Consider the following 23,682-nt stretch of genomic DNA (forward strand, 5'->3'; position numbering starts at 1 on the left):
ACAGCAACAAGAAAGGTATTACGTTAATAATCAGTTGCTTTTTTATTCTTTCTTTTATCGCCTCGTTATCAACAGAGTATAGAAAATAGAGAGCTCCTAAAATTCTGGCAAGGAAGAAAACTGAAAGCCCAAGCAGAAGATTATGCGGATTTAAAGCTGCTTCTAATCCATGTGCTGCGCCTTTCCACTGCGAAATCACAACCGACTCTTGACTGTCAATATTGGTTATATTCATTTTCTCAACCAAAAACTCACTTCCTGTAAAGAATGTCGCAACAGCTGTGCCTAACAAAATAGTACCTAACAAACCGTTTACAATTAAAAAAATATCGTAAGTTTTTTGCCCTAACAAGTTGTTTGCTTTGGATCTAAATTCATACGAAACAGCTTGGATTACAAACGAAAACAGTATTAATATCCAAACCCAATATGCTCCTCCAAAACTTGTAGAATAGAAGAGAGGAAAAGATGCAAAAAACGCTCCACCAAAAGTTACCAATGTTGTAAAGGTCAACCCCCATTTTCTTCCCAGGGCACTAACAAGCATGTTTTTTTCGCTTTCTGTTTTTCCTAATGCGTGGAAAAGTGTTTGACCTCCTTGAACAAACATCAAGAAGACTAATATTGCTCCTAGCAGTGATACTATTAGCCACCAATATTGCTGTGTGAAAATATATGAATTAAACATGACTATTTTTCTCCTTTTTCTTTAGGTCCTGATTTTATTTGACTTATCATAATACGTATCTCGGCAATCACAAGTATGGATAGCGTAACTGCAAACATCCAAAAAGTAATTTGTACCACGCTTGAATCAATATGCGACACGGCAGCCATCGTAGGCATAATATCTTGAATAACCCATGGCTGACGACCTAGTTCGGCTACAACCCAACCAGCTTCAGATGCCACGTATGCTAAAGGAATTGTGAACAGCGATATTATCAACAACCATTTGTGTTTTGTTATTTTGTTTTTATATAACAGATATATGTGTAACGCAAATAACAAAAGGAAAAAGAACCCTAACCCTACCATTATTCTAAAACTGTAAAATGCAATAGGAACATTGGGTATAAGGCTTTTAACATCGTTAAAATAGCCATACCCGAAATATTGAAAATTATCTTTTAATATTGTTAGTTGTGTATTGGCTTCGTTAGTATCTTGAGCCTCTTTGGCTTTGGTATAAGCCGCAAGAGCGTTTATTGCAAGTTTTCCACGATCTATTTTCTCTTGCGCAGAGAGTGCAATACTTTTTGTACCATCCTCTCCTACAATTTCATAGCCACCCTCAATAATATCTTTTATTCCAGGAACATACGCATCTAAACTTCTATAGCCTAAAAAACTAAGCAGTTTAGGAATCTCAATTTTCATTATATGCGGATCCTTGTCATCATCATATTCTTTCCCGGGCGTGAGTACTCCAACAGCTATTAGCCCCGCACCAGACTCACCTTCGTACAACCCTTCCATGGCGGCAAGTTTCATTGGCTGTTTTTGTGCTACTTGATATGCACTTCCGTCTCCTGTCCAAACAAGGAAAATACCTGACAACAATCCAAAAATAGATGCTACTGCAATACTTTTTTTAGCCAAAGCAGTTTCTCGCTTTTTCAGTATATACCACGAACTTACACCAATAACAAAAATAGAAGCCAAAACATATCCCGATGTTATTGTGTGAAGAAACTTATTGATAGCTACCGGTGAAAAGAGAACTTCCCAAAAGTTTAGCATTTCGTTACGTGCAGTATCGGGATTGAAATGCATACCTGCAGGGAACTGCATCCAGCCATTTGCTACGAGAATCCACAGCGCTGAAAGGCTTGCTCCAAATGCAACTAACCACGAAGAAAGTAAGTGGAATTTTTTATTCACTTTATTCCAACCGAAAAACATTACCGCAATGAATGTCGATTCTAAGAAAAAAGCCATAATGCCTTCAATGGCGAGCGGTGCTCCAAAAATATCTCCAACAAACCATGAGTAGTTGCTCCAGTTTGTGCCAAATTCAAATTCGAGAATAATTCCTGTGGCAACGCCAATTGCGAAATTTATTCCAAATAGGGTCATCCAAAACTTGGTTATTCTCTTCCACTCTTCTTTGCCTGTTCTTACATATATTGTTTCCATAATAGCTACAATATACGACAGCCCTAAAGTCAATGGAACAAATAGCCAGTGATACATTGCGGTGAGCGCAAACTGCGCACGACTCCAATTCACTAACGAAAAATCAAAATTTTCCATGATATGTTATTTGTTTGCTGATTTCGTGAGGTTTTCAATAACGTGTTTGCTACGTTCCTCATCGTTATCGAAGTTGTTTTTTAAATAGTTGGGGAAAAATATTAACTTCAATATTAAAAACATTATAATTAATTTGATAGTAATGAGTAGCCACAATCTCTTTCCGAGCTTTCCCATGTTTTTGAAGCCGTCAAAATACAAAAGCCACGCTTTTGAAAAAAAACTCTTTATACTCATATTATAGGTTTGATACAAGGTAGCGTTTATACTCGTAATTTGTTCCAAACATTATCATTTTATTAATGATATTTTGCGCGACAAATTTAATAGAAGAAATGGAGATAAAAACAGTTGATTACTCTTTTGTATTCTGAGGTTTTTCCAAGTGTTTTATCAGGTTATTAAAAAATAAGATTCTTAACACAAATCCAGTTGATATAAGGTTAGTGGTTACGAAGCTTTCGCCACTTTCGATTGTCCAAATACGTTCCCAAATATTATTTTCTAATTTTAAATCCTCATTGTCCAATAGTGCTTTTCGTTGTTTATCATCGTCTCCATAAATTTTATGAATCATATTAATTACTTTTGCAATAGACCCTGCAGAAGGCTCGACGCTTTTAGAGTAAAATTTTACATTAATAGGATTACTTCCCGTAAAACTATGTTTGTCAAAAAAAACACAGAGTTGGATAGTATCAAAACATTCTAACTCTACCCATGGCAACTGTTGCTCGTACACCGCTACGAACATCGATTCTGTCTCTTCATACTCAACTTCCTCGTAGTCATCATGAAAGAATGTGACAATATCATAAGTGAAAAGCTCGAGAATGTTTTTTGCCCTGCTTGATTTATCGAAAAAACCCATGATAACTTTTTGTTACAATTTCATAGTTCATTCCGTAATTAAATAACGCATAAACAATTACAAATGTTCTAAAAGATACAACTATTTTGATGAAAGTAAAATAAGTTTTATAAAAAACTTGACTTCTATATTCTTCTGATATATATTTGAATAGTTTATAGCGAGAAAGGGTAGTAAATATTATAACTATTTTTTACTTTACAACACCACACTAAAAAGAGGTTTCATTTCTAAAAAGTAAAAATAGGATAACCTTACGCTTTAAAACTTTTAGTTAAATATTTTAAAATTGATAACTATGAAAAAATGTTATTTAATAACCTTGGTTAACTATCTTACAATTGTTGCTCTGAGCTTTCTATTTTTTGCAGCTTGTCAAGAGAATAAAGAGGATATCGTTGTAGAAACCCCAAAGCCCTTTAAAGGTACAGTTGTAGGTGAAGAGTACTGTCAAATCGACGATATTGGATATTTAATAGAGTTAGAATATCCTTTAAATATCGGGAAAGACATATATTATTACGGTGTTCATCATCAAAATGTCGTAATAGTGTATGATATTGCTCTGTCAGAGGGCTGTATAATAGAAGGTCTCTTTCATTTTTTGCCAAAAGATGGTATAAGATTGTGCACACACGAATTTACACAATATAATGTTCCAACGATAGTTATTGATTCTATAATTAGTTTAAAAAATCATTAAAAAACAATTGCCCCTAAGACACTACTAACCAAACAGATACAAACCCTTCTCAATAGGTTATCGCTACCCAAGTGAATACTTATTGAAAAAATAGTATTTTTGCCCCTTAGATAACAAATAATATCATGGCACTAAAAACTGCTATTCCTAAGGGCACACGCGATTTCAATCCCACCGAGATGGGACGGCGCAACTATATTTTTGATGAGATTAAAACAGTTTATCGTCTATACGGCTTTGAACCCATAGAGACTCCAAGCATGGAGCTTTTATCGACACTTTTAGGCAAATATGGCGAAGAGGGCGACAAACTGCTCTTTAGAATTTTAAATTCAGGCGATTTCTTAAAAGATGTATCTCAAGATGACTTCGCTGCTAAAGACCTGGCAAAAATATCTGGGTTGATGTGCGAAAGAGGCTTACGTTATGATCTTACCGTTCCCTTTGCACGATACGTTGTGCAACACCGTAACGAAATTGTATTCCCTTTTAAACGATACCAAATACAACCTGTCTGGCGTGCCGACAGACCTCAAAAAGGTCGCTACCGCGAATTTTATCAGTGCGATGCAGACGTAATAGGCTCAGACTCACTTATTAACGAAGCTGAGTTTGTTATGATAATGGACACACTGTTTAGTAACCTGGGTATTCGGGTAAACATAAAAATCAACAATCGTAAAATATTGTCGGGCATGGTGTCGCTGATAAACAGAAACGAGATGCTGACAGAGATAACCACAGGTATTGATAAACTTGATAAAATTGGAATTGATGGTGTCCGTAAAGAGCTGATTGAAAAAGGAATGACCAACAGTGAGTTTGAAAAAATAAAACCTTTGCTAACTCTTAGTGGCGACAATCGCAACAAAATTGAAGTTATGCGCACTACGTTCAACTCTATTCCTGAGGGTCAGAAAGGCATTGATGAGATTGAAGAGGTTTTAAACCTACTCAACGGCTACAATCTTAAAAATCAGTTTGAATTTGACCTGTCGCTTGCGCGCGGATTAAACTACTATACAGGTTCTATTTTTGAAGTTAAAGCTGTTGATGTAGAAATTGGCAGTTTGTGTGGCGGAGGACGCTATGATAACCTTACAGGAGTATTCGGACTTGACGGAGTTTCTGGAGTGGGAATTAGTTTTGGTGCCGATAGAATTTACGATGTATTAGAGGCGCTTAATCTGTTTCCCGAATCGATATCGCACTCTGTAAAAGCAATGTTTGTAAATTTTGGCAATAACGAAGCGCAATACTGTTTACAAAAGGCTACACAAATCAGACAAGTAGGAATCTCTGTCGAAGTTTATCCAGAATCTGCAAAGATGAAAAAACAGATGTCATACGCTGATTCAAAAAAGATCCCTTTCGTGATTTTTGTGGGAGAAAATGAAATGAAAAACAATTTGTTTACCATAAAAAACATGATTAGTGGCGAACAACAAACAGTCAACTTTGATAATATCATTAAAATATTGAAACAAAATTAAAACTTTAACATAATATGGATAACACACATTTTATATCCCCTGAAAACCTTGGTTTTCACTTAATTGAAGAAATTATTGAAAACGAAATGCAACTTACTTTGTCTGATGAAGCCATTAAACGCATTACACGTTGTCGAGAATATTTGGACAAAAAAGTGGAATCACACCCCCACCCTATTTATGGTGTCAACACAGGTTTTGGTTCACTTTGCAACGTTAGCGTTTCAAAAGAAGACCTTTCTACCCTGCAAAAAAACCTGGTAATGTCGCATGCTTGTGGTACAGGTAACATTGTTAATCCGGAAATTGTTCAACTTATGCTGCTTTTGAAAATCCATGCACTATCGTTAGGACATTCGGGAGTACAGGTTAAAACCGTACAGCGTTTGATAGACATGTACAACAATAAAATATACCCTGTTGTATATGAACAAGGTTCATTAGGTGCTTCCGGCGATTTAGCTCCACTTGCGCATATGTGCTTACCACTCTTAGGACTAGGTGAAGTTGTTTATAATGATGAAATCCATGATTTTGCAGATTTAATGGGCAAATTTAACTGGGAGCCTATTGAACTACAAAGCAAAGAGGGTCTAGCTCTGCTTAACGGAACACAGTTTATGAGTGCTCACGCTGTTCACTCCCTATTACGCTGTTTCCGTTTGATAAATTATGCCGACATTATTGGGGCATTATCGCTTGATGGATTTGACGGACGCATAGAACCATTTTTTGAGCATTTGCACACTATAAGACCACACAAAGGGCAGTTGGAAACTGCAGAAAATATCAGAGCAATATTAGAAGGCTCTGAAATAATTGCACAACCTAAAAAACATGTTCAGGACCCATATTCATTCCGCTGTATGCCACAGGTACACGGTGCAACAAAAGATACTTTGAAATATGTTGCTAGCGTTGTTCTTACCGAAATTAATTCGGTTACTGACAACCCCACTGTTTTCCCCGATGAAGACCAAGTACTTTCCGGTGGCAACTTTCACGGACAACCCTTGGCGTTGGTACTTGATTTTCTTGCAATAGCAATGTCAGAGCTTGCAAACATAAGCGAGAGACGTACAGCACAATTGATACTCGGTTTAAGAGGGTTACCCGAATTTCTAGTTGCAAATCCCGGTTTGAACAGCGGATTTATGATACCTCAATATACAGCAGCAGCCATTGTTAGCCAAAACAAAGGACTTTGTATGCCAGCTTCGGTTGATAGTATTGTCTCTAGCAATGGACAAGAGGATCATGTAAGTATGGGTGCAAATGCAGCAACAAAACTTGTTAGAGTAATTGACAACGTTGAGACTGTTTTAGCTATTGAGCTGTTTAACGCCGCACAAGCTGTTGAGTTCAGGGAACCACTAAAAACATCACCATATTTACGCAGGTTTTTGACACAATATCGTTCGTTTGTTGAGTCGGTACAAAATGATAAGGTAATGTTTACCGAAATAGAAAAGAGTGTCCAATTTTTAAGTAGTGGGCGCTTTAGCTATCTTGAATAACAGCAAATGAAACACAGATAACACGGATTAAACGGATTACCTCAGATAAAAATAATAAAAAATCAGTGTAAATCTGTTTAATCTGTGTGTGTTCTGTGTTCTAATTCATTTGTTATTTTCTTCCAAAGTCAGCAGGTATCTCTCCCCACGCTTCGGTTTCCCATTTTAACACTTTATTGGGATATTCGTTGTTGCTAAGCCAAAACTCTGCTCTGTCAATAAGGTCAAACAGTTGTTGATTTTCGTAACTCTTAAACAGTTTTGTTTTTGCTTTTTTCTGTTTTATCCAAATCATCGCATTTCGTGAGTCGCTGTAAATGGGTAAATCTATACCGTGCTTTTTGCAGTATGCAAGAGCGTGTACAATAGCTAAAAACTCGCCTACATTGTTTGTTCCCTGCTTAAATGGTCCTTGATAAAAGAGTCGTTGTCCGGTTTTTACATAAACGCCTTGGTACTCTAAATCTCCGGGGTTGCCACTACAAGCAGCATCAACCGCAATTGAGTTAACAATGTAGTTACTTACACTACTATTTTTAGATACTATATATTTTCCAACATATTTGTTAAAATCGTTTTCATACGCTTCGCGTGCAGCATCAAGACTTTCAAAACCTTTATATTTTGCATTTTCGTATCCGTGAACCTGATCTTTAACCTCATTCCAAGTTTCATAAATACCGGGTATTCTACCTACCCATACAACATAATATTTCTTTTTTGATTTAGCCATGAAAAGATTAATAACATACTTGTATCTTGGAAACTAATGCATTAATAGCATTAGACTTAAAGCTATTTGCTGTATCAACCCAAAATAATACCCACTATTGTTGCCGACATAAGCGACGCCAGACTTCCTCCTATAAGTGCTCTAATGCCGTATCGTGATAAAAGTTCTCGTTTACTTGGAGCAAGTGAACCTATTCCGCCGATTTGTATTCCTATACTGGCAAAGTTTGCAAAGCCACACAACATGTACGTTGCCATTATAATTGACTTTGTTTCGACAAATGCTCCACTTGCCTTGAAAGAGGCTAACGAAGTATATCCTACAAACTCGCTTGCAATGAGCTTTTCTCCCAAAAGTTGACCCATAAGTGTCATATCTTGAGCATTAACACCAATAGCCCACATTAATGGCGACAATGAATAGCCTAAAATAAACTGTAGATTTAATTCAGTATAGCTACCATCTGTAAACGAAGCTATTACACCGTTCAGATTAGTAAATGACCCTATTTTGACTAAAATAAAATTAAACATTGCTATAAAAGCAAAGAAAACAAGTAACATTGCTCCTACGTTTGCAGCGAGTTTAAGCCCTTCAATTGTTCCGTTTGACATGGCATCGAGGAAGTTTGCCCCAACTTTTTCTTTTGTTACCTCGGCTTTCATTTCAATTTTTTCGGTTTGCGGCACAATTATTTTCGATATCACAACTGCGCCTGGTGCAGCCATAACAGAGGCTGTTAAAAGGTGTTTAGCGAACAGCAGCCTTTGTACAGGATCGTCACCTCCGAGGAAGCCAACGTATGCAGCAAGAACACCTCCGGCAACAGTCGCCATTCCTGCTGTCATTACCAAAAATATCTCTGATTTATTCATTTTATCCAAATAGGCTTTAATCATCAGAGGAGACTCGGTTTGACCAAGAAAAATATTTCCTGCAACTGCTAGACTTTCTGCTCCGCTAAGCTTCATTGCTTTAACCATAAGCCACGCAAGGGCATAAACAACCTTTTGAATTATACCCAAGTAAAACAAAACACTTGTCAATGCCGAAAAGAAAATTATTGTAGGTAATATCTGGAAGGCGAAAATCATTCCAAATTTCGACATATCCATCAAATCACCAAGCAAGAATTCACTACCTACTTTTGTGAAATCCAATATCTTAACAAATACTTTTCCTACAATTTCAAAAAACCACTGTATTGCGGGTACATATAAAACTCCAAGAGCAAGAACAATTTGGAAAGCTAATCCAATAAAAACGACTTTCCAGTTAACAGCTCTACGATTTTGACTTACCAACCATGCCAGAAATATAAGAACAAACATCCCTATTAAACCACGAAAGATACTATATAGCGACATTCCTGCAGAATCACTAATGCTTGTTATTTCCATTCGTGGAGCATCGTCACTAGCAATTGCAATAGTATCACTTGATGCTTGGTTTAAAACAACTGTAGTATCAACATCTATTGGTTCATTAGCAAACGTTGAATTTATTGAAAGTAAGATTGTTGCGAACAAAAAAAACAAAACTTTAAAAAAGCTTCTCATATACCTGTTGTTTAATTGGTTAATAGGAATTTAAAACTTACATATTTTTAAATCATGCTGTTAAGTATCATTACTTAATTAACATATCTATTCTATATGTACTACGTTTATTTTTTTCTTTTTTTTTCTCTATATTTTATTTCTTCTTGAAGTTTGCTTGCCATCTCATAGTTTTCTTCTTGTATTGCCCTTTCAAGCATTTTTTCAAGTTCTTCATCTGTTAAGTTTTGGAAGTCTCTGCCTGATTTTTCTTTATTTGGAGTCTCTTTTATTACCCCTGCTTCGCGCTCTTCTTTTTCTTCCGACACATCAATTCCTGCACGTTTAAGTATGTCTTCTGTAGTATAAATAGGACAATGAAATCTAAGCGCCAGTGCAATTGAATCAGAGGTGCGTGCATCTAGCTTAATCCTAGAGTGTTTGTTATCACAAACAAGTTCACAATAAAAAACACCTTTTTCTAACTTATTAATAAAAACTTCAACCAATGAGATATTGTAAGCATCTGCTAAACTAAGAAACAAATCGTGAGTCAAAGGTCTTGGAGGTCTTAACCCTTCTAATTGTATGGCAATTGACTGAGCTTCATGTCCTCCAATAATAATAGGAATACGTCTGTCTCCATCCTCCTCTTTCAACACCAATGCGTAAGCACCCGATTGGGTTTGACTATATGATATTCCAAGTACTCTAAGTCTAACTTTTTTCATTATCTCCAGAGAAATTGTATGTTTTTACAAATATAGTGATTTAATGTTCTCATAAAAAAGCTTGCAAAAAATATTTCAACCCCATATTACTGATCGGTAGCTAATGATTATAATATAAAATGGTTATTTGGATAACAGCTTGCAGACTATAATTACAGTTGTACATAAACTGTTGTTCCTCCATCTACTGTACTCTCTATCCAAATATATCCATTCATTTTCTCAACATACGCTTTGCATATTATTAGACCCAAACCTATCCCTATTTCGTTAGCAGTTCCTTTGCGACGTGGAGTTTTTGCCATATCAAAAATATTTTCAATTTGCTCTTGGGTCATTCCAATACCATTATCTGAAATAATTATAGTAGTATTTTGAGTTAATTTAATTGCCGATATCTCTATACTTCCATTTTTATTGGTGAACATAATTGCATTTGAAAGAATGTTTTGAATAACAATTTCCAGTAATATTGGATCGGCATTTAACTTAATAGAAGGGTCTACATTGTTTTTTATTTCTATTTGTTTTAAATGGGCATACAAAATTTGCTTTGTAACTACTTCATCAATAGTTGAAAATAAGTTTATCCTGCTTATATTGGCAACTAAACTATCCGATTGTATTTTTGACCACTGTATAAGCTTTTGTAATTGCGTATTCATGATGGTTGATGATGTGTTTACTTGCGTTAAGTGAAGTTTTTTTTCATCATCGCTCAATTCATCAAATTTGGCTAAAAGAGTTTGCGTAACTCCTATCACAGATGAGAATGGATCGTATAAATCTTTCGAAATAATAGAAAAAACAGCATCCATTGCATCATTTAAGTTTTTTATGGTCTCTTCTTGATTCTTTATGTCAGTTACATCCATACCAACCAATACAATATTGTCTGTCTTTGTGGTTATTGCTGTCCAGTTTTGATAACGTATTCCTTCTTTCGTTTCAAATTGGATTATATGTGCATCCCCCTCTGTGCTATCTTTTTCATTTAACACAACTTTTTTCAAAGATTCTATGTTAGCTTGTTTCTGAAACTTTGGGATAGAAAAACTGCGATATTCATTGGACGACACAAAGAAATATTTTTCAACTTCTAAATTCCAACGCATAGTGTTGCGATTGCTATCAAGTATAACAATCATTATGGGTACGTTGTCAAAAATAACCCTAAATAGTGATTCGTTTGTTATTAGCTGGTTCTCAATCGTTTTCTTTTTTGAAATTACGGTATTGATATTATCAATAATTGGAATAAAGTCTTTAATGTTGGTATCTTTATTAGATATTTCAGTACTGGTTGTGATAGAATATTCGAGATTATACGAGAAATTTTGAAAATTTGATTGTAAGTTATTTGATATTTTTCTCATAAGAACTAAAATAAATATGTATATCAATACCGCAAAGCTCAGTGCTACAATAATATTTAGAATCAATTGTTCGTATAATCTCTGTTTATCTTTAGCTATTACCGTTTCTATTCTATCTAAACATACACGCGAGCCGACAATCCACTCCCAATCGTGAATAGCTCTGCAGTATATAAGTTTTTGAACAACTGTATCGGCATCGGGCTTTTTCAAATGATATGTTAGATAACCTCCTTCCAGGTTATTAACAAGATTGCGCATCTCTTGCATTATTTTAACCCCGTAAGCATCTGTGGTATCCCAAATGTTTTTATTATCACTTAAAACAGAGTGACTTGTAATAACAGGATCACCATTGAAAGTATAAATAAACTCATAACTATCATTATCGAACCTCATTTGCCTAATAGATTTCATTGCATCATTTTGAATATCTTTCATCATATCGTCAAGATATTCGCCACATCCAATATAAACTCCAAGGGGTTTATATACTTTTACAAATGAGGTTTTAGGATATATTTTATCGCTTTTATCGCCGGGTTTTTTCCAATAGCCGGTAACAAAACCTTCTCCAAATTTATTGACTATCTCCAGCTCGTCTTTAACCACATAATTACCCATATCATCTTGTAATCCAAGCAAATTCATACCTTCAAATTCGGGATTTGTTGGATATAACTCTTCTACACCGTCCAGTGACACAATGAAATAATACCCTCGCTGGTTATTAAATCTAATGGGTCTTAATGCTTCTTTTACGATTAGCTTTATTTCAGACTTAGATCTCGTACCTCTATATTTTTGGTAAATATTATCTATTATTGACCAAGCCTCGTTAGTTCTCTCGTAAAGCAAACGGTTCATTTTATCATCAAGAAACAAACGGGACAGATTGATATATTCAATAATTTTATTTGTCTTGTCTGTGGCTATTTGCTTTTGTGTATTTTGAAATTCTTCTCTAAGAAGCTGCGACTTTTTTGAAAAATCAAGAATCTCTATTATAGAATAAGCCGATATCATCAAAAGAATTGATATAAAAGATACCAGTTTAATGTATTTTAGGAATAATGAAGATATTTGATATTGTTTGCTATATTTCATTTGCTTTTGCCAACTAAACAATCTGTGTTCAATAAATATTGTTAAAATAGAAAATATCGAAACCTAAATTAAAACAAAAGTAATTAATTTTGAATATATTTATGCTTTTTGTCTTAACTATTAATACTTGTTATCAATAAAACAATGTTATACTACATGTATTTGCAAATTTAACTTTATTTTGGAATATTAAATATCACAACATATGGATAATGTAATAATAGGAATTGATATAGGTGGAACAAACACCGAAGTAGGTGTTATTAAGCCTAATGGCGAAATAATCAAACGCGACAAAATGCCTACACGCAAGCACGGTGCTGATTTTAACGCATATCTAGCCGATTTGGTTGAATTAATAAATTCGGCTGTAAAAACATGCGGCAATGTTAAACTTGCAGGCATTGGAATAGGGGCTCCCAATGGGAATTATTTGCACGGAACAATCGAGCAAGCCCCAAACCTTGAATGGAAAGAAGTTGTGCCAATTTGTAAATTAATGTCTGCTTATTTCCCAAATATCCCGATAGAGCTTACCAACGATGCCAATGCCGCAGCAATGGGCGAAATGCTTTTTGGTGCTGCAAAAGGTTACAAAGATTTTATTACTATAACATTGGGAACAGGCGTGGGGAGTGGCATAGTGTGCAACGGACAACTTGTTTACGGTCACGATGGTTTCGCTGGCGAAATCGGACATACGACTGTATATCCTAACGGGAGGCTTTGTGGTTGTGGAAGATATGGCTGTATCGAGGCTTATTTGTCGGCTTCTGGACTTGCCAAAACTGCCGCGGAATTAATGGTAAAATATCGTACACCATCTGTTTTAGGAGATATCCCATTTAATAAAATCACCTCGAAAGATATTTACGACGCTGCAAAAAATGGAGATTGGTTGGCACAAGAAGTTTTCAAAGTATCGGGAGAAACTATGGGCTTAAAGTTAGCTGACGTGGTTGCCACAACAAGTCCCAAAGCAATATTTTTTACAGGAGGAGTAGCAAAAGCTGGAGATATGCTACTTAAACCAATGAAAGAGAGCATGGAAAAACATATGTTGTCAATATTTAAAAACAAGGTAGAACTATTGCCATCGGGGTTACCAGGTGTTGACGTTGCGCTATTGGGTGCGGCAGCACTTGTTTTAGAGAAAATAAAATGTTAAATTGGTTTTTTCTAAGAAAGTTAAATCAATAATCGTATAACAACAATGAATACTTGCAAAACACCTATTGCGACATTTGCAGCAAAAGCTGTCGAAAAGTGGGTTACAGACAGGGAAAAACTTGATTGTAACGATATTCCTGATGATCTAAAAATTAAGGCAGCATGTTTTGTCTCTCTGCACACAGCGGACGGCAGCTTACGCGGATGCATAGGAACATTGGAACCCAGACACTCATGCCTGGCACTTGATATAATTGACAATGCGGTAGCAGCATGCGACAATGATAGGAGATTTAACAGGGTAGAAAAAAAGGAGTTACACGGTTTAGTAATTTCGGTTGACGTACTGTCAGAACCCGAAAAAACTACTATTGAAGAGCTTGACCCCCTGAAGTACGGAGTGATTGTTTCTGATGGTTTCAGAAGAGGAGTGTTGCTACCTGCGTTAGAAAGTATTACCACAGTAAAACAGCAAGTTGATATAGCCAAAAATAAGGCAGGGTTATCGCACGTTGATAACAGCTTGCTTAAATTTTACCGATTTACATCGACCCGATATGATTGAGAGACGAACTTTTTATAAAGGGGAAGGTAAAAGATGAAAGGAGAAAGTGGAATGTAAAAACGTCATACCATGGCGTCTCAGTAGTATGGTGCAAATGTAGAGACGCCATAATATGACGTCTCTACTGAAAAAATTATAAACTTATGAAAACAGAGGCACTTTTCTACGAAAAAAACAGTGACGGAACAGTAAAATGTAACCTGTGCCCACACCATTGTTTAATTAAACCCAATTACTATGGAGCTTGTAGAGTAAGAAAAAACATCGAAGGAGTTTTATATTCAACATCTTACGGTCTGACATGCTCTATAAGATTTGACCCTGTTGAAAAGAAGCCTCTTTATCACTACTATCCGGGGAAAGATATTTTTTCTGTAGGAGGATTTGGTTGTAATCTACATTGCGTTTTTTGTCAAAACTACCATATTTCGCAAATTAATGATATTGAGCTTTCTACAAGAGATATAATTACACCTACCGAAATAACAAAACTGTATAAAAAGGAACGAAACAATTGTGGTTTTTCATTCACCTACAACGAACCTACCGTAAACTACGAATTTATATATGAAACCGCAAAAGAGGTCTATTTACAGCAAATACCTGTTGCATTGGTAACCAATGGGTTTATTAATCAAGAACCTCTTAAAAAACTTCTGCCTTATATAAACGCACTTAATGTTGATTTAAAATCTTTCTCAGATGAGTTTTATCAAAAACAGACAGGGGGCAGATTACTCCCCGTTCTTGAGACAATTAAAACAGCTAAGGCGCAAGGTAAACATATTGAAATAACTTTTCTAGCAATAAACGGTTTAAATGACAGTACATCTGAACTTAACCTTATGGTTGATTGGATTGCCAACAATGTTGGGAAGGATACACCTTTCCACATATCGAGATATTTCCCAAACTATAAGCTTAAAATTGCGCCAACTCCTGTCGATGTTTTGATACAATTGTACGAGATTGCCTCAAAGAGACTTGATTTTGTTTATTTGGGTAATATAAGTGATTCCGAATATTCAAAAACCAGATGCCCAAACTGTCATACAGTTTTAGTCGAACGTAACGGATACTATCCTAAAGTAATAGGACTAACAGATAAAGGTACCTGCGTTAAATGTGGAAATAGCGCTAATTTTATTTTGTAATAGTTATAAATTTAAAAATATATAATATGTCTTGTATTCGAATTCCTATAGCTTCAGGTCGCTTTTATCCCGCAAGTGGAGCGGCTTTGAGAGAGATGCTGTCAGAGTTTGGAAAAAACTATAAAAAACGGTTAATTACTAACAGTGAAAATATCATTGGTGGGATTGTTCCACATGCAGGTTACATATATTCGGGGAATCATGCAGCTGCGTTTTTCAATGAAATTAAAGGAAGCAAATACGATACGGTAATAATTCTGTCGCCCGGACATACTGGTATGGGTCCTGAAATTTCAATCGACAGCCACGCAGGCTGGCAAACTCCTCTTGGAATACTTGATGCCGATCGTGATTTTATTGAATCCAATATCTTTGTAAAAGACAAGTCGGCACAAGAGTTTGAACATGCTGCAGAGGTAATAGTGCCTTTTATTCAGCACTTTTGCCCACAAGTACCAAAAGTTGCGGTTATCACTATGCGAAAGCAATGCTTTGAAACCGCAAAAATTGTAGCCAACGGATTAAAACAATTTGCCAAAATAAGCAATAAGCATATTTTAGTTATTGCCTCAAGTGATTTTAACCACTTCGACAGTGCCGAAGTAGGTAAAAGCAAAGATGAAAACGTTATACAAAAAATATTATCATTTGATATTGAAGGAGTTGAAAGGGAGGTAAAAAAACACAATGTAACCGTCTGTGGTTATGGTCCTATTATGGCTTTAATGCTCTATGCACAGGATGTTTCCGAAAAAGTTGAGTGTAAGATTTTAAGTCGCGGACATTCGGGCGAAGTTGCCAAATCAGACAGTGTTGTTGACTACGTCTCTGCTGCATTTTTCAAAGTATAAATACTTGATACTCAAGAATGAGTGAAACAAGCTTTAGATTTAAAAAATTTACCATACATCAGGACAAATGCGCCATGAAAGTCGGCACCGATGGCGTGCTTCTTGGAGCCTGGGCTGATTTGCCTGATAGTGGACACATTTTAGATGTTGGATGTGGAACGGGGCTTATATCTTTAATGTTTGCTCAACGTAATCCCATGTTAAAAATCGATGCAATTGAGATAAACAATGAGGCTGCTGTTCAGGCTTCTGAAAATGTTTCTATTTCACCGTGGAAAAAAAATATCAGGGTAATTAAAGATGATTTTTTTAAGTATGACTTTGGTAACCGTAAGTATCATCTGATAGTATCAAATCCTCCGTTTTATATAAAAGGACATAAATCAGCCTCTTTGAGCAGAGATATTTCCAGAAACGATGATTTTTTTTCGCTACATAATTTTTTCACAAAAGTCGTGAGACTATTAAGTGATAGTGCTGATTTAGCCATCATACTTCCATATAACAGAAAAAATGAGGTGGAGAATCTGGCAAAAAAATACAGCTTATATTTCAAAAAGGTGTGTGCTGTAAAACCCGTTCCCAATAAAGAGTATCATAGAGTGCTACTGCAACTCTCTGTAAGGTCGTGTAAAACAGAATTTAACGAACTTGTTATTGAACAAAATGGCAGGCATCAATATAGTCCGGAATATATTTCGATGACAAAAGATTATTATCTTAATATGTAAAATCAATATCAGCAAACTTACTGATTTAATTTATCCATAAATCTTGCGGAATTAATAACAAACCGCTGGTGTGTGCCTTTGCCAATTAAGCCTTTAGAATCAAAAGCCTCAACTTCGAAATCAACTTTACGACCGTCGAAGGCAACTGTTTTGCTTATTGCATATACTTTATCACCTGGTAGTGTAGCTCTAAGGTGTTTAACATTGATTTCAGTGCCAACGCTTGAATATCCATCTGGCAAATACATTTCTATGCACTTATATGCAGCATTTTCCATTAATGCTACTAAAGCAGGCGTTGCAAACACTTTCGCTAATCCTGAGCCATACTCCGCAGCGGTATGTTGATTGTCAACAATTAATTCGGCTCTATATTCAATTTCTATGGGTATTTCTATTTCCATTTTTTTTTAAATTTACCAAAACGGGTTCAAAACTCCTTTCCCTTTCATTAAGTTAAAAGTACCTAGAATAATATAGGATAAAACAAAGTTTAATGCAGATATTATAACAGAATATATAAATAGTGCTCCTAGAATACCGAGAAATTTGTTAATTCCCGCTGAATATGTCTCTAACTTAATGTATTGCCAAAAACCGCCTAACATTGTGTTCCAGCCTAAAAGCTCAACACTCATTATTATTAAATTGAAAATCAAAAGAAACAAAACTATGGTAATTAATCCGCTTTTTGAACCCGAAATATCTGGTGGACTTAGTTCCATGTGTGAAGCTATGCAAAAGGACAGATAAATAAAAACCCAAAACCTCCAGTTTGTTAAATTTTCCGAGTTAAATATAGCACCTAAAACACTCACCGAAACAGCTTTAATCGCTGACCATGAACCTGCTATATTGCCTGTTTGAATATCACCTGCAATATGAGAACCGTATTTGTTAATAACCTGAAACAGTGATTGAAAATTAGGCATTAAAAAGTAAAGGGCTGCGTACAAAACTAATGAACCAAAAAGTATTGGACCAATACCAATAAAAAAATTACCTATTCTCTGATATAGACTATTAGATTTGTAAGAATGCTTAACATACCCTATAGTACCATTCTTAGTATCGGGATCATATAACTTTATATCGGTAATCTTATGACGAAATAAAATACAAAAAATAGCATGTCCAAGTTCGTGAACTGGAGTTCCTATCCAGCCTGTAGCAACAATATCAAACTTTTGTCCTACTGTTTTAACGTAAATTAATCTTGTAAATCTAGCGAGTAGATATAAAATTAAACCAAAAACAAAGATTAAACCAAGCAACCAAACCAATTGACCTAGTGTTGTCAAGAAAACACTCCCAATAAAATCGAGTATTTTATTAATAGTTTCCACGGTAAAATTGTTGGTAATTGCAGCTAAATTTGAACACCTATCACAAGAATATCGTCAACTTGAGGATTACCTCCGCGCCATTCAATATTGGCTTGTTTTATAATATCTTTTTGTTTATCCATTGAGAGAGACTGGGAATCTAAAATAAGCTGTTTAAATCGCTTAACTAGAAACTTTTTATCATCCTTACCTCCAAACTGATCTGTTATGCCATCAGTAAAAATATAAAAACGATCACCTTTTTCAACATCGAACTCCCACTCTTTGAACTGCGCCATAACATTTCCTGATATCCTGCTTGTTATAGGTATTTTGTCTCCTTTTATTTCAACAAAATCATTTTGAGTGCGTAAAAATAGTGGTCTAAATGCTCCCGCAAATGTGAGTTTTTTACTAGTTATATCTAACACAACAAGCGAAACATCCATGCCATCATCAGTTTGTCGTGTTGGATTTTCATTTTTCAAAGCTATTTTTAGTTTTCTATTAAGCTGCTTAAGTATATCCGCTGGAGAAGTAACTCCATTTTGAATTATAATGTTGTTAAGCAAATAATAGCCAACTATCGACATAAATGCCCCGGGGACACCGTGTCCGGTGCAGTCAACTGCGACAAAAACAAATTTATTTTTAATACGATGGAACCAATAAAAGTCTCCACTTACGATATCTTTAGGTTCGAAAATCACAAAGCTTTCCGGGAAAAAACGCTTAACGTCGTTAGATTGTGGTAAAATAGCATTTTGAATTCGCAAAGCATAACGTAAGCTTTCAAGCATTTCGGCTTGTTGAGCTTCAAGTTCATTTTTCCTGGTTGTGGCAAGATGTCTTTGCAGCTCAATTTCTAGTTCATACTGTTTTATTTGGGTAATATCAGTATCAATTGCCACAATATATTTTATCTCGTCATTTTGAATAACAGGTGTTAAAGTTGTTTGAAAATTAAGTTCTCGTCCGTGTATATCCTTTCTTTCAAATTCGTATGTTACTTTGGATTTTGAGAACAAACATTTATCCAAATTATTTCCTATGTTTCTACAATAGCTCGTATTATAAATCTTAACCCTGTCGTTTCCATTAACATATTCTTCATACTCCATTCCTAATTGGCTAGTAGAGGATGTGTTAAACCATAACAGAGTCCCTTCTGCATCAAATATATATATAGCATTATCTGTCTGTGACAACGCTAATTGAAGCCTTTCTAAATGAATATTTTGTTTTTGTAAAAGTTCTTTTTGTTCAGTCAACTCATCTGTTTGTGCTGCTAATTCTTCATTTTGCACCTCAAGTTCTTCTCCCTGACTTCTCAACTCTTCTGCCTGCCTTCTCAACTCTTCGTTCTGAGTATTAATATCTGCTGTACGTTTTTTTACAATAATATCTAATTGAAAGTTCAGCTCTTTTAGTTTATCTAATTGATCTCTGAATCGAAAAGAGATAGATATTACAACTCCAATAATTAAAATTGCAAAACCTATTTTTAAAGAGTGTATAGCAAATGGACTTGGCGGAATGATGCAAAAATCAATAAAGAATTTAATTAAAAGAGATACAATAAAAATAATAAGGGATATGATAATAGGAGTTACATGTTCAACCTTTTTTGCTTTAGCATATGTTAAAATATTAATTAAAAACAGTATACCCAAAGCTATTACTACATATGATGCGACATACAAGCTTGAGGCATAATTATGAAATAGAATGTTAACTGCGGCAAGAAAGAAAAATGACCAACCTCCGTACTCGAAAATTTTATATGTTTTTTTATTAAAATTCTTTATTCTAAAAAAATTATTGAGGTATAACCCTAAAAAAGCCATTGCTACAGGAATAGAACTTTTTGCCATAACAACAAGCTGATCTAAACTAATATATTTCAAAAACATAAAGGGTGATCCTTCCAAAAAAACAAAAGGAGGAGTTGTAAAAAAAATAAAACATGCAAACAAAATTGGACTCTTTCTTCTACTGACTATTCCCATAGTGGAGCTAATAAGAAAAACCAGGGCAATAAATCCGAAAAACAGTCCTGTTGCAATTATATTAGTGTAACGATGTTTATCAAAATCCTCTAATTCTCTTACATGAATTGGCAATACTAAGGGGAAATCATTTGTTTCTATTTTTATCAAAAAAGCGACATCTTGCCCTGGCTCAATATAAAAAATATGCGCAGCAGAGTGTTTAGAGTAATTTTCAATTTGATTACCTATTCTATATCTATCGGCTAAAATTGAATCTAAATTATAAAATACAGCACTTATTAAATTATTTTCTACTTCTAAAACTAATTGTTTTTTTGCTGAATTTTTATTTTTGATTTCTACTGCTATCCACGCTGTACCACTAAACGGCTTCAAGCTCATTTTTTCGGGTGTAACTTTACGAAACTGATCGTACAAATCTGCGATTTCGGTAACGTCGATTGATTTAGATTTATCGACGAAGAGTCTTGTTTTAACATCAATATTGCTAACATCACTAGCTAATAAGCGTGTTCCAATAAGAAGAAAAAGAAATGTTCTAAAAAATTTCATTCTCAAAAGTGATTTAAAAAAAACTTGCTCAACCCAATCGCTCTCCATATATTAATTACAAAAACTGCTCCATAAATTTTATTATGGTAATATCCTAAAATTATATAATACTTAAAATCACCTTTCTTTAGCTTAATCAAGGCTAAATAAGGACCGCGCATTTTATGCAGGTTTTTTACAAAAATTGTTACAAAAAAGAAATAATTTACAGAGAGATAAATTCACTTTGCAATTAGTGATGTACGATTAATAACCTTATCAAACTAATAATCAAAATGATGTAGAGACGTCATAATATGACGTCTCTATTGATAATCAAAATATTACAGAGACGCCATGATATGACGTCTCTACATTAAACAAACGTATCTTATTCGTTTTTTAACCCTTCCTTGAAGTTTTCAATGCCTTGTTCTAAGAACTGTACAAATTCATCAGCATTCAAATTGTAAGCCCTTGGAGGCATAAGTATATTTTCCTCATTATCGAGTAAAACATAATAAGGTTGAGCATTTACATTGTATTTTGAAATTTGAAAATCGGCATATTTTTTCCCAATTGTTTTTTTCACTTTTCCATCACGTTCGCTAACAACCCAATCTTCTTCAGGCATATGTGTCTTATCATCGACATACAGGGCAACAATAATGAACTCTTCTCGAAGCAATCTTAAAACACGAGGGTCGCTCCAAACATTTGCTTCCATTTCGCGACAGTTGACACAACCGTGTCCCGTAAAATCGATAAAAACAGGTTTTCCAAGCTCTTTAGCACATTTCAGTCCCTGTTCATAATCAAAATATCCTCTTAGTCCATGTGGCAGTTGAAGAAAATCTCCATATTTTGGAGTTCCGCATTCAGCTTTATTTACTGTAGTTTTGGCTTCACCACTACTATATACCGAAATATTTGCAGTAGATTCATTTATTATTCTAGGCAAATCAAAATCTAAAGTTTGTTGTGGGGGTAGATATCCACTGAGCGCTTTTAACGGAGCTCCCCACATTCCCGGCACCATATATACAACAAACGTAAATGAGAGCATTGCCAGAAAGAGTCGTGTTACACTGATATACCCTGATTCAGAGTCGTGTTTAAATTTGAGTTTCCCAAGTAAATAGAGTCCTAATAGGGTAAAGCAAACAATCCAAATTGCAAGATAAACCTCCCTATCTAATAATCCCCAGTGATAAACTTGGTCGGCTACACTTAAAAACTTAAATCCTAATGCAACTTCAATAAATCCGAGAACAACTTTCACGCTATTGAGCCATCCTCCTGATTTTGGAAGGTTTTTTAACCACGATGGGAACAGAGCAAAAAGTGTAAAAGGCAATGCAAATGCAATAGAAAATGCAAGCATTGTCACTATAGGCTCCCAGATTTCTCCTTGTGTTGACTTAACAATGATTGTCCCAACAATTGGTCCAGTACATGAAAACGAGACCAAAACTAAGGTTAAAGCCATAAAAAAGGTTCCTATTACACCTCCTTTGTCGGCTTTTGAGTCTGCTTTGCTAACCATCCAGCTTGGTAATACTATCTCGAATGCACCAAAGAATGATGCTGCAAAAAACATAAATATCACAAAGAACAATATATTTGGTATCCAGTGGGTTGACAGCCAATTAAATATATCGGCAGTAACTGACTCACCTCCAAAAAAGTATGTGACTAAAATAATTGCTGCAATTGGTACAGTATATAGAATAATGATTGACAGACCAAATACGCTTGCTAAGAATTTGGATCTCGCTTTATCTTCACCGCTTTTTATGAAAAACGAAACTGTCATCGGCACCATCGGGAAAACGCATGGTGTAAGAAGTGCTGCAAAACCCCAAAGTATTGCTTCAATTATTACTCCCCAAATAGAACTCCTTTCATTTGTTCTTGTTTGTTGATCATCTGTAATAGATGTTTTGGGCTCTTCTTTAACTCTTAACTCAAATTCGTGTTCAGAAGGTGGGATGCAGTTTTCATCATCACATGCCATGAACTCAACATAGCCCTTAATAACAACGTTCTCATCACTTACTTTTACTTTCTGAACGAATATTGCCTCATTGGCGTAATAGCGAGTTGGAACGCCTGCCATTGGATCTTCTTGTTCAATAACTTTAGAGAGTTCCTCAACATTGCCTATAAATTCAACGCCTTCAGTTGGCTCAAAAACAAAACTTGTTGGAATAGAAATATTCCCCTCTGGCAAAAATTGAGAATAGAGATGCCATCCTTTGTCAATACTTGCAGTGCCCGTTACTTCATAAATGTCTGCTTCGACATTATCAATCTTAAAATTCCATTTTACAGGCTCTAACACCTGACTGAAAACAGACATAGATAGAGCACTCAAAAGACCAACAAATGTTGTCAAAATAAATTTTCTCATAGCGGATCTATTTATATAAAAATTTAAAACTATTTGTTAAAACAAATATGTTGCCACTTTTTGTAATAATTTTATGACTTACGTTCAAAACGGGTTTCCCTTTTATGGACGCTGTTTTGAAACATATTCACGTACAGCCACTGTATTTTTCAATAATAATTCTTGAATGTGCTACAAATATAAATTTTTTTAAGAGTTTATACGTGATAAATATTGATTCAAACGCTCAATAAATTTCCTTTTCTGTCGTGTACCTGCCACTCTAAATAGCTGCTCGAAGGGTCAGAAATTAATTTTATCCAAATCTTATATTTAAAACGCCATTTCCATAAAATGCTTATTACTCCTTTTGTAAGATATGCATGAAAATATGGGTGTACTCTAATTATGATTACTTTAGTTTTTGACACTTCTGCATAATAACTGATTTTGTTTTCCAACTCGTCTGATAGTAAAACTGTTGGTTGAACTTCACCTTTACCATGACATGCGGGGCATGTTTCAACTGTTTCAATATCTATAACAGGGCGTACACGTTGTCTAGTTATTTGCATTAATCCGAACTTAGATATTGGTAATATTTGATGCTTGGCTCTGTCTTTCTC

21 protein-coding genes are annotated in these 23,682 nt (G+C 35.0%); 8 read left to right on the forward strand and 13 right to left on the reverse strand.

The annotated features are described in order from the left end of the window. The 4 genes from GX311_10355 to GX311_10370 all read right to left on the reverse strand — a co-directional run. The coding region (locus GX311_10355; GenBank protein NLK16786.1) for a cytochrome d ubiquinol oxidase subunit II at positions 1-688 on the reverse strand (688 nt) is incomplete at its 3' end. Between the two features lie 2 nt (positions 689-690). After that, the gene (locus tag GX311_10360) at positions 691-2,259 is read right to left on the reverse strand and encodes a cytochrome ubiquinol oxidase subunit I (protein ID NLK16787.1); all 1,569 of its coding nucleotides are present in this window, start codon (positions 2,257-2,259) and stop codon (positions 691-693) included. Between the two features lie 3 nt (positions 2,260-2,262). Continuing rightward, the gene (locus GX311_10365; protein ID NLK16788.1) at positions 2,263-2,493 is read right to left on the reverse strand and encodes a DUF4492 domain-containing protein; all 231 of its coding nucleotides are present in this window, start codon (positions 2,491-2,493) and stop codon (positions 2,263-2,265) included. 118 nt (positions 2,494-2,611) lie between these two features. Next, the gene (locus GX311_10370) at positions 2,612-3,127 is read right to left on the reverse strand and encodes a hypothetical protein (protein ID NLK16789.1); all 516 of its coding nucleotides are present in this window, start codon (positions 3,125-3,127) and stop codon (positions 2,612-2,614) included. Between the two features lie 298 nt (positions 3,128-3,425). Here GX311_10370 and GX311_10375 point away from each other — a divergent pair, with 298 nt between their 5' ends. The 3 genes from GX311_10375 (at position 3,426) to hutH (ending at position 6,840) form a co-directional block, all read left to right on the forward strand. After that, positions 3,426-3,830: a hypothetical protein gene (locus GX311_10375; GenBank protein NLK16790.1), complete on the forward strand. Its 405-nt coding sequence runs from the start codon at positions 3,426-3,428 to the stop codon at positions 3,828-3,830. Between the two features lie 125 nt (positions 3,831-3,955). Further along, positions 3,956-5,323: a histidine--tRNA ligase gene (locus GX311_10380; protein ID NLK16791.1), complete on the forward strand. Its 1,368-nt coding sequence runs from the start codon at positions 3,956-3,958 to the stop codon at positions 5,321-5,323. Between the two features lie 14 nt (positions 5,324-5,337). Then, the gene (hutH, locus tag GX311_10385) at positions 5,338-6,840 is read left to right on the forward strand and encodes a histidine ammonia-lyase (GenBank protein ID NLK16792.1); all 1,503 of its coding nucleotides are present in this window, start codon (positions 5,338-5,340) and stop codon (positions 6,838-6,840) included. Positions 6,841-6,952: 112 nt separating this feature from the next. On the opposite strand, the gene GX311_10390 is transcribed toward hutH, so the two are convergent. The 4 genes from GX311_10390 to GX311_10405 form a co-directional block, all read right to left on the reverse strand. Then, the gene (locus GX311_10390; GenBank protein ID NLK16793.1) at positions 6,953-7,573 is read right to left on the reverse strand and encodes a ribonuclease H; all 621 of its coding nucleotides are present in this window, start codon (positions 7,571-7,573) and stop codon (positions 6,953-6,955) included. 74 nt (positions 7,574-7,647) lie between these two features. Further along, entirely contained in the window at positions 7,648-9,132 is a 1,485-nt protein-coding gene (locus GX311_10395) for a Na+ dependent nucleoside transporter (GenBank protein ID NLK16794.1), read from the reverse strand. A 107-nt stretch (positions 9,133-9,239) separates the two neighbouring features. Continuing rightward, positions 9,240-9,842 carry a bifunctional nuclease family protein gene (locus GX311_10400; GenBank protein ID NLK16795.1) on the reverse strand — a complete coding sequence of 201 codons (603 nt, stop codon included), beginning with the start codon at positions 9,840-9,842 and terminating at the stop codon, positions 9,240-9,242. A gap of 152 nt (positions 9,843-9,994) precedes the next feature. Next, on the reverse strand, positions 9,995-12,325 hold the full coding sequence (locus GX311_10405; protein NLK16796.1) for a PAS domain S-box protein: 2,331 nt from the start codon (positions 12,323-12,325) through the stop codon (positions 9,995-9,997). A gap of 205 nt (positions 12,326-12,530) precedes the next feature. Between GX311_10405 and GX311_10410 the strand changes: the two genes are divergently transcribed. From GX311_10410 to GX311_10430, 5 genes are all read left to right on the forward strand, one after another. Continuing rightward, positions 12,531-13,493 (forward strand): ROK family protein, encoded by a 963-nt coding sequence (locus GX311_10410; GenBank protein NLK16797.1) that lies wholly within the window; start codon positions 12,531-12,533, stop codon positions 13,491-13,493. 45 nt (positions 13,494-13,538) lie between these two features. Next, positions 13,539-14,060 carry an AmmeMemoRadiSam system protein A gene (gene amrA / locus GX311_10415; protein NLK16798.1) on the forward strand — a complete coding sequence of 174 codons (522 nt, stop codon included), beginning with the start codon at positions 13,539-13,541 and terminating at the stop codon, positions 14,058-14,060. 143 nt (positions 14,061-14,203) lie between these two features. Then, on the forward strand, positions 14,204-15,214 hold the full coding sequence (amrS, locus tag GX311_10420; protein NLK16799.1) for an AmmeMemoRadiSam system radical SAM enzyme: 1,011 nt from the start codon (positions 14,204-14,206) through the stop codon (positions 15,212-15,214). Between the two features lie 26 nt (positions 15,215-15,240). After that, positions 15,241-16,065: an AmmeMemoRadiSam system protein B gene (gene amrB / locus GX311_10425; GenBank protein ID NLK16800.1), complete on the forward strand. Its 825-nt coding sequence runs from the start codon at positions 15,241-15,243 to the stop codon at positions 16,063-16,065. 17 nt (positions 16,066-16,082) lie between these two features. After that, positions 16,083-16,796 carry a methyltransferase gene (locus tag GX311_10430; protein NLK16801.1) on the forward strand — a complete coding sequence of 238 codons (714 nt, stop codon included), beginning with the start codon at positions 16,083-16,085 and terminating at the stop codon, positions 16,794-16,796. A 17-nt stretch (positions 16,797-16,813) separates the two neighbouring features. Here the strand turns inward: GX311_10430 and GX311_10435 are convergent, their stop codons facing one another. The 5 genes from GX311_10435 to GX311_10455 form a co-directional block, all read right to left on the reverse strand. Further along, complete coding sequence (locus GX311_10435) at positions 16,814-17,200, reverse strand: thioesterase family protein (GenBank protein NLK16802.1); 387 nt, start codon at positions 17,198-17,200, stop codon at positions 16,814-16,816. 12 nt (positions 17,201-17,212) lie between these two features. Further along, the gene (locus GX311_10440) at positions 17,213-18,142 is read right to left on the reverse strand and encodes a hypothetical protein (protein NLK16803.1); all 930 of its coding nucleotides are present in this window, start codon (positions 18,140-18,142) and stop codon (positions 17,213-17,215) included. A 23-nt stretch (positions 18,143-18,165) separates the two neighbouring features. Then, on the reverse strand, positions 18,166-20,685 hold the full coding sequence (locus GX311_10445) for a SpoIIE family protein phosphatase (protein ID NLK16804.1): 2,520 nt from the start codon (positions 20,683-20,685) through the stop codon (positions 18,166-18,168). A gap of 370 nt (positions 20,686-21,055) precedes the next feature. After that, complete coding sequence (locus tag GX311_10450) at positions 21,056-23,077, reverse strand: hypothetical protein (protein ID NLK16805.1); 2,022 nt, start codon at positions 23,075-23,077, stop codon at positions 21,056-21,058. A 218-nt stretch (positions 23,078-23,295) separates the two neighbouring features. After that, positions 23,296-23,631, reverse strand: coding sequence for a hypothetical protein (locus GX311_10455; GenBank protein ID NLK16806.1), 336 nt, complete (start codon positions 23,629-23,631; stop codon positions 23,296-23,298). Positions 23,632-23,682: the final 51 nt, after the last annotated feature.

Source organism: Bacteroidales bacterium, assembly GCA_012519055.1.
Classification (GTDB): domain Bacteria; phylum Bacteroidota; class Bacteroidia; order Bacteroidales; family Salinivirgaceae; genus JAAYQU01.